The following is a 14,268-nucleotide window of genomic DNA, read 5'->3' as shown; positions in this document are numbered from 1 at the left end:
AATTAAAGTTTATAGAGGGAGTGACAGTTTATATGAATTTTAAGGAAATCCATCAAAGGTTTATAGAATCGGGATTGCCGTATAAGTATTCCATAGATGAAGTAAGCAATATATTAGAAAAGAAATATCAAGCTAAAAAAAGAGATCAAGAGGATTTTCAAGACTTAAACTCGGATCCCTTTGTAAATCGTCAAAACATCGTGTATTGTTATACGATTGACGATGAGGAAGTGTTGAACAATATATTGTCTCAGGAGGAAAAGAAAGAAAGAGACTATATTAAAAAGCAAATATTAAATGACCAAAAGCTTAGCCAAGAAGAAAAAAATCAAATCATAAAAGATGAAACTGCTATTAACATCATAATTGAATCGGATGATCAAAAATTTATAAGTAACTTTACCATTCAAGGTAGTTCCAATCAAATACTCAATGAATTCATCATTTTTAAAGGTATTAATGAAGAGGACTGCGTTCTTGGAAATGAGGAATATGAATATTTCCTTAGAGCATTAGTTCGTGGAGGGTACATTAATTAATTAAATTAAAAACGCAACTTTAATTAGTTGCGTTTTTGATTTTAACAGTATACAACTTGATTTTTTAGATATAAATGGTATATACTCCTAATTTCGAAAGGAATGAACTTATGACTCAACGGTATTTTCTTTCATCGAAATACCCTTTACCTACTGGTACATTCGGTAGAAAAGAAAAACAAGTAACGAAAAACATTAATTTTTTTGGGTCGGATTTGGATTTTACAGCTATTATTGTAAAAAAAATAAAAAAAGCTGAAAGGCCTGTTCATCTCAAAAACCCTTATTGTGTTACCATCACTCCTGAAGGAGGGCAATTTAAAAATGGTTCTGATACCGATATAAAATGCTTAAAATTACTCTTTGACTATATCACAGAAGCAATTAAGCACTCCTTTTATATGGAACTTTATACCACATGGTACGGGGAAGAAAATGATCCTGTATTAAAATATACAGAGTTAAAATTAAAGGATTTAATTTCACCTTTGCAATTAAATATAGAGGACAGAGAATATCTTATAATAACAAAAAAAGATTGGAATTAGACAACTTTACTTTACTTATTTTTCCAAGTACACAAAAAATGGAGGCTTCTTACATTAATGCAAGAAGTTTTTTATCGATTAAATTCCTTAGCGTTTAACTCAAGTTTGACAGAGTACACTAAAAAAAAGCCCGAAAATACTGGTGTTTTGGACTTTACCCACAACACGTACCACTACACTTGTTAGTGGCACGTGTCTTTTTCTAATACTCTAGGAGGCGCTTGTGTGACAAGTGCTTCAAATGCTAGATTTGCTTGACCTTGTAATTCTGTACGAACGATTTGCTCTTCACCATTCACGCGTATTTTCGAGGCCTTCATCTGGCTTACATCATGCAAAATACCTTTACACTTGTTTGGCATCCTATTTCTTTTAGCTTATAGGCCAAAAAGGATTCCATGACAAGCGCAAGGAAACAAACCATGATATGGCCTCGAATCTATTTAGCCCCTAAATGAACTTGGACAATAAGAGTAAAAAATAATATACTGCTTAATGTACCAAGGAGGCTAAACAACATGACACGAACCAAACACTCCAAGGAGTTTAAATTACAAGTCATCAAAGAGGCACAGGAGACAGGCAATAACAGCCTTGTTGCCCGCCGTTATGAACTGAATTCCAACAGGGTATCCCGTTGGGTTCGGGAATATAAAGATGGTAAATATGGTGATGTTGATGTCACTGTTTTGCCGGACCTTGACCCGAAAGAAATATCCAAGGAAAATGAAAAGCTCAAAATATTGCTTGGTGAAAAAGACCTTGAAATCGCGATTTTACGCGACATGATAAAAAAGAAAAACCCTCACTTGCTGAAAAAATTGAAGTAGCCGACAACTGGATCCAAAAAGGCTATTCCATTTCCAAGGTGCTAAAGATTATAGGGATTGCTCGTTCCACCTACTATTATCAAAAGAGCTACCGCGTGGAAGAGAAAAAAGTGAGTGAGGGGCGTCCGGCACCAGGTTATTCCTTCGCAGAAGACGGGCGAAAAGTATCAGACGAACAAATCAAAGAATTCCTGCTGGAGGAAATTGCTGGCGATGGCTTCAACTATGGCTACCGCAAGCTGACCAAGAGGCTTCGCCGCGAATATAACCTTGTCCTCAACAAGAAGAAAGTCAACCGTCTGTGCAAAGAGCTGGGTATTCTACGGCCGCAGCGCAAAAAGAAGGCCCAACCCCCTAGGAAGCTGGCACGAAACCGTACGGTAACAGACTCAAACCAGCTATGGGAAGCGGATATCAAATACGGCTACATCGAAGGGGAAGACCGGTTTTTCTTCGTCATGTCCATCATCGATGTATATGACCGTGGAATTGTCGCCTATCACAACGGATTCAGCTGTACAGCCAAAGATGCCGTCCAAGCACTTCAACAGGCATTGTTAAGACGGCAACAATTCAGCGCAGAGATCAAACCAGTGATTCGAACAGACAATGGGCCACAGTTTGTTTCCCATACTTTTGAGGAATTTTGCGAAAAATACCAGATCGAACATGAAAGGATTCCGCCGAGAACACCGAATATGAATGCCCATATTGAATCTTTTCATCGAATCTTTGAAGATGATTGCCTTTCAAGGTGGCAGTTTGAAACCTACGCGAAGGCCTATGAAGCCGTCACGGATTTTATGGTCTTCTACAACGAAAGACGGATGCATTCAAGTATTTTGGACCTGTCACCTCAGGAGTTTTACGAACAAAACAAGCAAAATAAATTGGAAATCGAAGAGGTTCGCGTATGATCGATTCATGAGGAGTCAGGGCCGACAGGAATCCCTTGTCCGGCTGCGAAAAGAGCCACAGCGCAGCTGCTTGCCATTGACCGCAGCGCCCGATTGTGAGGAGGCGATGGAAGGGGTCGGGGCCCACCAGCGAATACTTAGAATCGGTTTGTCCGTGTTAGCATTGGGCGCATGAAGAGCCCTAAAGGCTGTTTTTTTAGCGATCTTGCGCCGATCCCCCAACACGGACAAAAGCAAGGTCAATGGTGGCGGACAAGAAGCGTAGGGTTCATAATCAAGAAAAAGAGAGCTATTTTAAGAAAAAGATAGACTAAGAGTAACTATGTCCAAAACTCGGGGGTTAATCCGGAATACGAGATTCCACTCGATGGTACATCGGGCGAAGTTCTAGATTCGACTTCAGGTTACGAAAGAATTGTTCCACTCTCCACCATTCTTTATAGGCAAGTGCTGCCTCTCCATCCGTTAATGACGAGTTGGTACGAATGGCGTACTTTCCGTCAAACTTTTCGTCATTGGATACCTTCTCTTCATCAATTTTGGCCGATGCTTTTTCTATCGTTAAAAACTTGGAATACGCACGGTTTTTGACGAGTCCAGATGGACCGAGTTCATCAAGCTTCGATTGAAGGTTTTCTAACACGACTTGACGACTCGCTTGATCACGTTCTTCAGCGTCCGGATTGTAACAGAGTACATACGTTTCGCCATCGATTTTCTTTGACTTCACTTTTAGATTCGGGAGAACCTTCTCATATGGCCCACGGTGTTTTCTGCAAGAAAAAAATACAGAGTGTTGCAGTATATCTTTATCAAAATTTTGAATAAATATACATATATGTGATCTATCCATCAAGGGCTTGACATGGATCCTCTATACCCATGATTCTTTAGCCAAGCGCCAGCTTCAACAGTTTTGGCAAAACCAAAAAAGGTTATCATGGCTCCTCCTCCATGTAAAGCCCCATTGCATATCACTGCATAAGGATTTTGCAATTCTCTGCACTTTTATTTTGCAAAAAACATCGTGAGCTCTAAACAAAAATTTTTCATAAAAAGGCTTCATCAATATTCTGTGTTTTTGTCAAGATGGGTTTGAAAAATTCTATCTTTAAAGTACCCCTACGTTAACAAGACGACATATTAGGAAAATAGATTGGATTTGTATATCTAAAAAATTCCCAATTATACTTCGTTTTAGTTTTCATACTCCCAAATAGCGTACCGACTAATACTAAAGCTGTTTCGTTCCACGTTTTTCTTGAACAATGGGCAAGTATTTTTTGAGACGATTCTCTACACTTTTTATATTAAAGTCTTTCATTATAAACAATCCTCTAGCTATCTCCAATCCTGACTTTTCCACCATATCCCCTAACCTTTTTGGACTTGTAACATAAATAGTAAATACTTCAGCAGAATCTGAGTCCCCCTTGATACCAATATCCGCTTCAATTTCTATCCAAAAATCATCAACCTCCTCTCCCCAGTCTTCATCCATTATCGTTAAACAAAATAATTCAGGAATTATCATTTATATGGCTCCCTCCATGCTAAAGGTGTGCATTTCGTAACTTATATGTCTTTTTGTTGATAGGACTCTTATAAAATTCCTCAAAATTCGCTTGATATACCCTTCTTGTTTTCTTATACTGCATTCTAAATACTTTAGATTTATCTTTACTTCTATATCCTATCCATTTACCATTTTTGTAAAGTGGCTTAGCCCCTGGTCCACCCCATGCTTTCCCAGCCTTTTTTGCTAGTCTCTTACTTACTCTACCTACTTCTATAGTAGTGTTACCTTTTCCATGCTTAGCCGCCAGTAAAATCTTCATAATCTTGGCTGTTTCTTTTGCTTTATAAATTCTATACGCTTTAAAAGCAGCACCACCAACAAGCCCTACGCCTACTGCAATCGCCGCCGCTTTCCAACCGCCTTTTTTAAAGGCCTTATACCCATCATACGCCGCAAATCCCGCATTAATCGCCATCCACACAAAATGCCCATCCGGATCCACCAACATGACTGGGTTGTTGTTCGCATACGTATAGCCGTTTTGTGTCAGGATATCGTCTGAATCTCCTAGATCTGGATCTAACGACAAGAACACGCCATGAGTTGGATGATAGTAACGGGCGATCAAGTAGTATAGCCCGGTCTCTTCATCATATTGGTATCCGGCATAGCGATACGGGTTTTCTTCTGCCATCCCACCTGATTGGGAAAGAATCTTGCCCCATGTATCGTATTGATAGCGCGCGGCAATGTTTCCTTGGGCATTGGTTAAGGCGATGACATCGTCATGCGCGTTATAGTGGTAAAAGTAGGTGGCACTACCTTTTTTCATCGCCAACAGCTGCCCGTTTTCTCCGTATACATACGATTGTACCACCGTTCCGCTCGCATCGGTTTCATACAAGACATTGAGGCTGTCGACTTGGTAATGGTGATAGTTAGTGATTTTTCAGTTGTGTATAGTTAAACATAGGGATCTTTTTCAGACTTATTTTGTGCGTACAAGATAACTCAAAAAATTATCATTGCAGGGGTTTCGGGGATAATGTTTTTTGGTTGTAACAATCGGTTTATCCGGTACTCCGCCCATGTAAAAAGCCTTAAGAGAATAATTCTCTTAAGGCAATATTAAGATAATAACTCTATAATAACTCTTTTCACAATACTTAATAACCACTTTTATAATTTAAAAATAGTTTGTCTTTAACGTCTTTTGGAATAGTGAAGTTTTTATAATTAAGGCCAATCCAATCAGTAACCTCATTATCAATTGGTCTCCAATTATTTAATATCGGATTTAAGGAGTCCTTATACATTTTTCACTGAATGCAATAACGCAAACCTCTTTTTCTCTTTCTGCCCATATTCCCCACTTCATTGAAGGAGAAGCCCATACTACAGTATAGGAATTAACAAATATGGAGTCGGCTGAACTATCTTCTGGACTGAAATTCAAAATATCCAAGTATTGATCAGGGGTAATACTTATTTCTAACTTAACCCAATTAAAATAACCGAACTCTTTAAAATAATAGGTTATTGGATCAGGATCAAGTACAGCCATTATGATAAAATCATCATTTGTTTTATTAGCTAATTCCCTGATTCCACTCCAGAATTCGTCTGTCATAATGAAATCAAATTCTTTAAACAAGTAATTTGTAAACTCTTTATGAAATACTTGGTTTGGTAAAGAACTATTAGAAATAAAAATTGTATTTATAAGATTTTTGAGATTCTCAAATTCCCTCATATTATCAATAAATTTATTTTTATATTCCATTATTTCGCCCCTAACCTTATTTTTAAAGTATCTTTTTACCATTGGGACTATAAATCGTAAATCTGAGAAATTTCACCTTTTAAACAGACATACTTACATAAAACACCTTCCAATTTCATCTATTAATCTCTCTAATTTTATCCCCAGCTCATTTGGTTCATCATCATTTAATCCTTTTTCCAAAAACTCTTCATTTACAATATCTCTCAATTCGTTACCTAAAGTTTCATTTATATTAATTTCATTATTTAAAACCCACAGAAGGTCGGGTCTACGGGATTCCAAGCATTCTCTTAATAAAAGTAACATATCTGCGCTTAGCTTTAACATTTACTTCCTCCTTATACCTTTTGAGCCCTTTGCGTAAGTAGTAATTATTTTTCCGTTCTTATTTAGAACTACAACCGCATTCTTACCCACATATTTCGTTCTTCCTCTCGACTGTTGAACCACTTTCTTTGGGTTTCTAGTTGCATCTAGAATAGCTTTAGGAGCCACTCCTCTACCACCATCTCTTTGCATAGCCTGTGCTAAACCATGTTTAGTATATCCTGTTATTTTTCCAGCTACAGCCTTTCTAGTAACTTTAGCAAAATTTAGAGCCCGTCTAGCTTTATACACCCTATACGCAATTTTGGCACCTTTAAACGCCGCACCACCAACAAGCCCTACGCCAACGGCAATCGCCGCCGCTTTCCAACCGCCTTTTTTAAAGGCCTTATACCCATCATACGCCGCAAATCCCGCATTAATCGCCATCCACACCCAATGCCCATCCGGATCCACCAACATCACCGGATTGTTGTTCGCATACGTATAGCCGTTTTGCGTCAAGATATCGTCCGAATCTCCTGGATCAAGGTCCATGGATAAGAACACGCCATGAGTTGGATGGTAGTATCGGGCGATCAAGTAGTAGAGTCCAGTCTCTTCGTCATATTGGTATCCGGCGTAGCGATATGGGTTTTCCGCTGCCATATCCCCCGATTGGGAAAGAATATTTCCCCACGTATCGTATTGATAGCGAGCGGCAAGGTTTCCTTGGGCATCCGTCAAAGCAATGCATCGCCATGGGCGTTATAGTGGTAAAAGTAGGTGGCACTACCTTTTTTCATCGCCAAGAGCTGGCCGTTTTCTCCGTATATATACGATCTTACCACATTTCCGCTCGCATCCGTTTCGTACAGAACATTCAAGCTGTCGCCTTGGTAATGGTAGTTTGTAATTACGCTATTAATGTTCTTTTGAATTCGTTAACTATCTTCACTGTATAATAAAAAAGGTTATCCCTTAAATCATGGGATAACCTTAAAGAAGCTAATTACTATTTTCTCGTTTGCTTTTCATAGTAAGATTTTACAAGCATTTCCACTATATTATTACTACCAATCAGACCAATTGGATTTTTTATTTTTTCCCCTTCCTCTTTAGAAATAGGCTCTAATTCTGCTATTGGTGTATTCGCATCCCCTCGACTCACAAAATATTCCTTGCCATTGTAAAACACAAAATCAGGTAACTCATATTCTTCAGGATTGAATTTTCCTTTAGACAATTTCCCAATAATTTTCCATTCTTTATTAACGATTCCATATATTCCACTGTTAATAGTATATAGAACAGAAAGTTTTTCAAATTGATTACTAAAGTTTTTTATATCTAATATTTCATTAGTGAAGATATCAAAATATTGTATATAAATGTCATCCTTTAGACCTTCTCCTTTTACTACTAAACCATAAGCATATTTTTCAATTTCTTTAAGCGGGATTGCAAATACAATGCCTGGTTCAATGTTAGGAACCTTTTTTCTCTTTTTCAACTTAAATTTTACATCGGAGATTTCCATTTCCTCCAATTGTTCGGCTATATTTGAATCAAGTTGTATAGCCTCCATAATCAATGCTTCTAATTCAGCCACCGTTGGTTTTCTTTCTAAATCTTCTTCATAAATTTTTTTGATTTCTAATAGCGTATCACTTAACAAATCGATTGCATCATCACTTAAAATAATTGTTTCCTTGTTCTTTATGCTTTCCCAGAGTGACATACAATCACCAACCATATCTTCTTATTACTTCTTTATAAATCCTTCTAGATTCGCTCATATATTTTCTATACTTTTTATTTCTTTTACTAATAGGTCTTATCTTGTTTCTAAGCTTACTTTTTCCACCGTGTTTCAAATATAGGCGGTGTTCTAATCCACGCGCTTGTCCCCAGGTCAGATTGCTAGCAACTTCTTCAAAATCTAAATTAGAATGGTTTTTACTATGGACATATCTTCTCTTCTTAATATTTTTAGTTCTTCCGACATATTTTACTACATTTCCTTTCTTTAAGACATAAACAGAGTGTTTTGCCGCTTTGAGTCTTCCTCCACCAACAAAACCAATAGCTGCAGCAGTTGCGACACCTTTCCATCCTTTTCCTGACTTGTACGCCTTATACCCGTCATAAACCGCAAACCCTGCATTGATGGCCATCCAAACAAAGTGCCCATCCGGATCCACCAGCATCACTGGATTGTTGCTCGCATACGTATACCCGTTTTGCGTGAGTATGTCATCGTCATCCCCCGGGTCGGGATCTAAAGATAGGAACACGCCATGCGTTGGATGATAGTAACGGGCGATCAAGTAGTATAGACCCGTTTCGTTGTCATATTGGTATCCTGCATATCGATATGGGTTTTCCGCTGCCATATCCCCCGATTGGGAAAGAATCTTGCCCCATGTATCGTATTGATAGCGCGCGGCAATGTTTCCTTGGGCATCCGTCAAAGCAATGACATCGCCATGGGCGTTATAGTGGTAAAAGTAGGTGGCACTACCTTTTTTCATCGCCAAGAGCTGGCCGTTTTCCCCGTATATATACGATCTTACCACATTTCCGCTTGCATCGGTTTCATACAGAACGTTGTGGCTGTCGCCTTGATAATGGTAGTTGGTCACAACCCCATTTACTTTCTTTTGAATGCGCCGGCCATCTTCATCGTATTTGTAGGTGACAAACGGCGTGCTTTCTCCTTTTCTTGTAACGGAAACCAATTGATCGGCTTCGTTCCATTCATATCGATACTGGCCGTCTTCCAATCGGTTGCAGTTGGCATCGTACCTCATCGTTTCGCTGCCAAACCGAATAAGCTGATTGGCCCGTTATAATCGGCATTTGTCGTCGTCGACTGTCCATCCTTTGTTTTCGCAACTTTCTTTCAACTAATTAAATCCGTCATAAGTATAGTTGTTGTTCATTGTAACTAAAGGCTGTTTAAACGAACCTATGTCTTCAAAGGTTAATCTAGCTAAAATTAGGCTAAACGATGTTTATAAATAATCCTCAAAAATTTAACTATAAAAAAAGGGGGTGATTCCCCCTTTTAAACGTAAGCGTAAAGTAATCCCCACCTGTATTCAGATGGGGATTTCATGTATGCTTTATTTAGATTTTTTAGGAACACAGCATTCCTGCGGAAGCGTCGGTGACCATGGCAGGAATTCAGCTAATTTTGTTTTATCTGTCGTATCTATATTGGGAAGCTCTTGAAACAGATAGCTAAGGTAGTTGAATGGATCCAACTCGTTTTCCTTGGCTGTCTCCACAACACTATAGATGATCGCACTAGACCTTGCTCCTTTTGATGTATTACTGAAGAGCCAGTTTTTGCGACCGATCACAAAAGGTTTAATTGACCGTTCCCCGCGATTATTATCGATCTCCAAACGGCCGTCCTCTAAAAATGCCTCCAACCGCTCCCATTGGTTACGACAATACTTGATCGCTTTGCCAAGTGCGCTTTTTGGCAGTACGCGCGGCATTTGCTCTTTAAGCCATGACAAAAAAGCCTCAAGCACGGGTTTGCTGTGCTCCAGCCGTGCTTGATAGCGCTCCTCTGGACTTGCATCTTTAAGCTTGCGCTCAATTTCAAAAAGTTTATTGCAATAGGCCAGACCTTCCTTTGCTTTGACGGTGGAAGTGCTCGCCGATTCAGGCAGTGCCTGCAGGGCTTCTGTGAATTTGCGGCGGGCATGGGCCCAGCACCCGACCAATTTCACATCGGGGAGGACGTTATAACCCGCATACCCGTCCACATGCAAATATCCCCGGAAGCCGTCCAAAAAACGGCGTGGGTGCTTGCCTGCACGGGTTTGCTGGTAATCGTATAAGACGATTGGTGTATCCCCGCGACCGGTACGATAAAGCCATATGTAGGAAGTCGATGTCGCTGGCCGGTCCGGTTCAGACAGGACCTGCAAGGTTGTCTCATCCGCATGCAGACGATCCTTCTGTAGGAGGTGCTCATGCATCTCATCGTAAATGAGGCTAAGCCAAGTTTGAGCCCCATAAATTGTCCAATTGGCCAGCGTTTGCCGAGGTATGGACACGCCAAAGCGTTCCAGTTGTTTCTCCTGGCGATACAGGGGCATACCTTCTATGTATTTTTGTGTCATGGTATAAGCCATTGACGACGGAGACGCTAGGCTTCCAGGGAAAACAGGTTCCGGCATCTTCGCTGTCACAATAGGTGTGTTCAGTTCATGACGCTCACAGTGACGGCAGCTATATACATGACGCACATGTTCGACTACTTTCACTTGGGCAGGAATGACTTTCAATTCCTTGCGTACTTCTGTGCTCATTTCATGCATGGCACCGCCACAGCACGAACAGACCTGTTCCTCATCAGACAAACGGTATTCGATCGTCTCTGTAGGCAGGTTTTCAAGCATGCGTTTGCGTTGGCCGTGTTGTTTCTTGCGTCTATATGTCATCGTCTCAACGGTAGGCTCTTCCATAGCTGGATCAGCCGTGGACTCGGCTTCGTTGAAAAGGGAGAGCTGGTCCGGATGGGTCTTCTCGCTGGAAGCTCCGAATCGGCGTTGCTGGCTGAGGCGGAATTGTTCCTCATACCATTTTAATTTCGCTTCCAACTCTTCCTTTTCCATTTGGAGCTTTTCGTTGAGCGCTTTGTAATATTCAATTGTGCCTTTTGAAGTCTGCGCTGATTTTTCCATATGTCCAGTATACGGAAAAGAATCCAACTTGCCTAGTATCGAATTCTTTTTTTATTTATTTGTTTTATAGAAGGATGCGTGCCTTCACTTCCTGATGCGCTTGTTTTTGTTCGATTGGCAAGCCGTCCAGCAGCCAGCGCAGCTGGCGTGAACTGATAGACATGGGCGCTGTATCATTCTCCGACGGCCAGTGGAACGTCCCTTTTTCCAGACGGCGATAATGAAGCCAGAAGCCGTTATGTTCCCATTGAAGAATCTTTAACTTGTCCCGTTTCCGGTTACAAAACACGAATAAGCACGGAGAGAAGGGATCGAGTTCAAAGCATTCCTGTACAATAGCGGCCAGTCCGTCAATCGATTTGCGAAGATCCGTACTGCCACGCGCCAGATAGACACGTTCAAACGGGGAATTCATCAACATTGGTGTTGCAGCACCCGAATCACATCGGTTAATAGATCCAGATTGGCACCGGGCCGTACTTCAACGGAGATCGCATCAACGTGTAAAAAGATCGGACCTTGACCTGAAGAGGGCAAGGATTCTTCTACCTGAACAGCCAGCCACTGCGTCTGGACAGGCGTTTCAGTGCAACTGCCACCGCGGGAGAACTGCCTCACCCAATAGTACATTTGGTGAGTTTTGATTCCTTGATCCCGGCACCACTCCGCTATACTCTGTCCACTCTCTTTCCAGGCATCATATCGTGCTTTCCATTCTATTCTTTTTTCTTTTAGGGTCATGGCAAAACCTCCCGAATCATTCTAAGAAGATTATCACACGGATGACCTATGATCGGAATGTGGGTTTTATTTGACGCTTACTTTTAAACGATAAATTTCCCTCTCATATTTAAGTTTTTAATTTCTTTCTAATAAAATTCTGTCAATACCATCTGAAGTTGAAGTAATGATTAACTCTTGTAGAGTACAACAAAAAATTTTTCGTGCTCTTCTAACAAAATAGCCATCCTCAATTCAAAATCAAATAATAAATTATTTTTTTATATTTATTATTTTTCCATCTAAAGAAATTTTTCTTGTCTCAATCAACAAAATTGAATCCCAAATTTCTATTATAATATTTACTTTAGAATGATATTGTTTACTCCATTCCTCCTCATTTGGTAAGCAAAAATGTAGTTCACCTAAAGGTTCGTTTTGATAATGGATGGAGGTTAACTCCAAAAAATCCACTTTTTCCCTATCATAAAAATTAAATCTAAATCCTTCACTATCCTTCACAAAGTAAAATGAAGAAACATCAATAAAAGCTATTTCATGAAATTTTACAACCTTATCATCCGTAATCTTAATCTTAAATTTTATAATGTCATTTAGTAAGTCTACTTGTGTATCTAAAATTTCAGCGCCCCATAGCTTATCAAGTATTTTCTGTATATCAGCGTTCCCCATATTACTCCTTCTTTCTGTTCTAATATTTTTTATTTAAAATACGGCTTATTTCTTTATAAGATTTCCTTGAAAGATTAATATGTGTGTGTAGCCTATCACTACTTTTGTTGCCATACCTATCGAATGAACCATATTTGGAATGACTTATTCGATAATATGCTTTCTTTCTATTACCAGAGCCAGCATTCATCACTCTAACCCGATAGGAGTGCTTTCCATCAGGAATTGATACTTTCCATCCATTGCCCTTAGCTCTTTCCAAAGTACCTCCATGTTTTTTTGCAACTTTTTTCGCTAGCCTATAAGTTCTTGAAAATTTACCTGCTTTATATGCTCTATATGCAATTTTGGCACCTTTAAACGCAGCACCACCAACAAGCCCTACGCCTACTGCAATCGCCGCCGCTTTCCAACCACCTTTTTTAAAGGCTTTATACCCATCATACGCCGCAAATCCCGCATTAATAGCCATCCACACAAAATGCCCATTCGGATCGACCAACATGACTGGGTTGTTGTTCGCGTACGTATATCCGTTTTGTGTGAGGATATCGTCCGCATCCCCCGGATCTGGATCTAGGGATAGGAACACGCCATGCGTTGGATGATAGTATCGGGCGATCAGGTAGTATAGACCCGTTTCGTTGTCATATTGGTATCCTGCATAGCGATATGGGTTTTCGCCAAGGAGCCGGATTGGGAAAGAAGGTTCCTCCACGCATCGTATTGGTAACGGGCCACGATGTTTTCTTGTTGCTCATTTAGAGTGTGAATCGTCTATTTCTTTCGTTCAATTTCTTTATTGTGATGTTGATATCGTCTAACAGTGCACTTTCACTTAACCATTTCCAAAATTTCCTTTTTGTTAAATACTTTTTTTCCTCAACAATTCTTTTAAGTCTTGATGCATCATCAGTATTTCCATATCTACCTATTGCAAGAATGGCATGATCCTTTAGTGTTGTATTAAAATCACCCGTTAAAATTTCAAAGAACTTATTTACTACATCTCTAGTAACTTTATCCTTAGGAAATTTTTCCGCGAAAGCAAGTAGAGTAACGGCACTAAAAACACGCTCAAATTCCTCACTAAAGAGATCTTCTATTATAACTTTTGATGCTTCTGGATGATCAAATGAATGATAAATAGCCTCTGCTAATGCTTTATGAGAATAACTGGAATCTGGTTTTCTGTACTCCTTAATTATTTCTTCTAGTCCACATATTATTTGTAATTTTGCTACCTTGATTTGTTCCAGTACCTCTTTGTTATTCGTCTTGATTTTGTCTAATTCTCTTATAGCATTGTAATCGCCAATTGTTCCTATCATAGCTATATCTGCGATTAAATCCGTGCCGCTTTTTTTAGATAAATTGTGAATTTTTCTTTTTAATTGAGTTTCTTTACCCTCTAAAAAATCCAATACACTTTCTGCATAAGCTTTAACAAAAAATATCTCTGTCTCATTTTCAAGAATAGCTCTCAGAAAAGGGATTACACTACTGTCATTTAATAATTTCAATGTTTCTAATATTCCAATCTTGCCATTAGGATCTACTTTATAAAAGTATTTTTGTAAGATAGTAATTATGTCCCTTCCCATCTTAGCTAAATCTTGAGCAACTATATCTATATTATGCTCATTAAAATTATTAACTAAATTTCTAACCGTCTCCTCATATTGATTCATATTTTTCACCCCT

General features: G+C 39.3%; 12 protein-coding genes and 6 pseudogenes. 3 read left to right on the top strand and 15 right to left on the bottom strand.

The genetic code is table 11. The annotated features are described in order from the left end of the window. The first annotated feature begins 32 nt into the window (after nt 1–32). Entirely contained in the window at nt 33–539 is a 507-nt protein-coding gene (locus NSQ61_RS01000) for a hypothetical protein (RefSeq protein WP_327856370.1), read from the top strand. A 110-nt stretch (nt 540–649) separates the two neighbouring features. Continuing rightward, nucleotides 650–1,087 (top strand): hypothetical protein, encoded by a 438-nt coding sequence (locus NSQ61_RS00995; protein WP_327856371.1) that lies wholly within the window; start codon nt 650–652, stop codon nt 1,085–1,087. A gap of 182 nt (nt 1,088–1,269) precedes the next feature. Here the strand turns inward: NSQ61_RS00995 and NSQ61_RS20180 are convergent. Further along, nucleotides 1,270–1,526 (bottom strand): annotated as a pseudogene (locus tag NSQ61_RS20180) (IS1634 family transposase); the annotation flags it as partial. 79 nt (nt 1,527–1,605) lie between these two features. On the opposite strand from NSQ61_RS20180, the gene NSQ61_RS00985 reads away from it, so the two are divergent. Further along, nucleotides 1,606–2,834 (top strand): IS3 family transposase gene (locus NSQ61_RS00985; RefSeq protein WP_327856373.1). Its coding sequence is split into 2 segments (ribosomal slippage): nt 1,606–1,894 and nt 1,894–2,834, totalling 1,230 coding nucleotides; the frame shifts between segments, so codons are not numbered across the junction. A 349-nt stretch (nt 2,835–3,183) separates the two neighbouring features. Here NSQ61_RS00985 and NSQ61_RS00980 read toward each other — a convergent pair. From NSQ61_RS00980 to NSQ61_RS00915, 14 genes and pseudogenes are all read right to left on the bottom strand, one after another. Next, nucleotides 3,184–3,600, bottom strand: a pseudogene (locus tag NSQ61_RS00980) (IS1634 family transposase); the annotation flags it as partial. Nucleotides 3,601–4,068: 468 nt separating this feature from the next. Next, nucleotides 4,069–4,368 carry an Imm8 family immunity protein gene (locus NSQ61_RS00975; protein ID WP_327856375.1) on the bottom strand — a complete coding sequence of 100 codons (300 nt, stop codon included), beginning with the start codon at nt 4,366–4,368 and terminating at the stop codon, nt 4,069–4,071. A gap of 19 nt (nt 4,369–4,387) precedes the next feature. Then, nucleotides 4,388–5,299, bottom strand: a pseudogene (locus NSQ61_RS00970) (RHS repeat domain-containing protein); the annotation flags it as partial. A gap of 351 nt (nt 5,300–5,650) precedes the next feature. Further along, entirely contained in the window at nt 5,651–6,136 is a 486-nt protein-coding gene (locus NSQ61_RS00965; RefSeq protein WP_340805704.1) for a hypothetical protein, read from the bottom strand. A 93-nt stretch (nt 6,137–6,229) separates the two neighbouring features. Beyond that, nucleotides 6,230–6,466, bottom strand: a complete 237-nt coding sequence (locus tag NSQ61_RS00960) for a hypothetical protein (RefSeq protein WP_066246758.1) — start codon at nt 6,464–6,466, stop codon at nt 6,230–6,232. Next, nucleotides 6,467–7,389: pseudogene (locus NSQ61_RS00955) on the bottom strand (RHS repeat-associated core domain-containing protein); the annotation flags it as partial. A gap of 71 nt (nt 7,390–7,460) precedes the next feature. After that, a complete protein-coding gene (locus tag NSQ61_RS00950) occupies nt 7,461–8,186 on the bottom strand; it encodes an immunity 26/phosphotriesterase HocA family protein (RefSeq protein ID WP_340805702.1) in 726 nt (241 codons plus the stop codon). Nucleotides 8,187–8,190: 4 nt separating this feature from the next. Then, nucleotides 8,191–9,350 (bottom strand): annotated as a pseudogene (locus NSQ61_RS00945) (RHS repeat domain-containing protein); the annotation flags it as partial. 223 nt (nt 9,351–9,573) lie between these two features. Beyond that, nucleotides 9,574–11,151 (bottom strand): IS66 family transposase, encoded by a 1,578-nt coding sequence (gene tnpC, locus NSQ61_RS00940; RefSeq protein WP_445659444.1) that lies wholly within the window; start codon nt 11,149–11,151, stop codon nt 9,574–9,576. Nucleotides 11,152–11,215: 64 nt separating this feature from the next. Beyond that, nucleotides 11,216–11,572: an IS66 family insertion sequence element accessory protein TnpB gene (gene tnpB / locus NSQ61_RS00935; protein ID WP_048622526.1), complete on the bottom strand. Its 357-nt coding sequence runs from the start codon at nt 11,570–11,572 to the stop codon at nt 11,216–11,218. After that, entirely contained in the window at nt 11,566–11,892 is a 327-nt protein-coding gene (gene tnpA / locus NSQ61_RS00930) for an IS66 family insertion sequence element accessory protein TnpA (RefSeq protein ID WP_327848417.1), read from the bottom strand. The genes tnpB and tnpA overlap by 7 nt, the downstream gene beginning before the upstream one ends. A 252-nt stretch (nt 11,893–12,144) precedes the next feature. Further along, nucleotides 12,145–12,564, bottom strand: coding sequence for a YxiG family protein (locus NSQ61_RS00925; protein WP_340805695.1), 420 nt, complete (start codon nt 12,562–12,564; stop codon nt 12,145–12,147). Nucleotides 12,565–12,583: 19 nt separating this feature from the next. After that, nucleotides 12,584–13,329, bottom strand: a pseudogene (locus NSQ61_RS00920) (RHS repeat-associated core domain-containing protein); the annotation flags it as partial. After that, nucleotides 13,326–14,255, bottom strand: a complete 930-nt coding sequence (locus tag NSQ61_RS00915; RefSeq protein WP_340805694.1) for a hypothetical protein — start codon at nt 14,253–14,255, stop codon at nt 13,326–13,328. The gene NSQ61_RS00915 and the pseudogene NSQ61_RS00920, both read right to left, overlap by 4 nt. Between the last annotated feature and the right edge of the window lie 13 nt (nt 14,256–14,268).

This window comes from Aeribacillus sp. FSL K6-1121, from assembly GCF_038003725.1.
GTDB lineage: Bacteria > Bacillota > Bacilli > Bacillales > Aeribacillaceae > Aeribacillus > Aeribacillus composti.
Note: the sequence above shows the minus strand (reverse complement) of the source record. Positions and strands in the feature narration are given on the sequence as shown.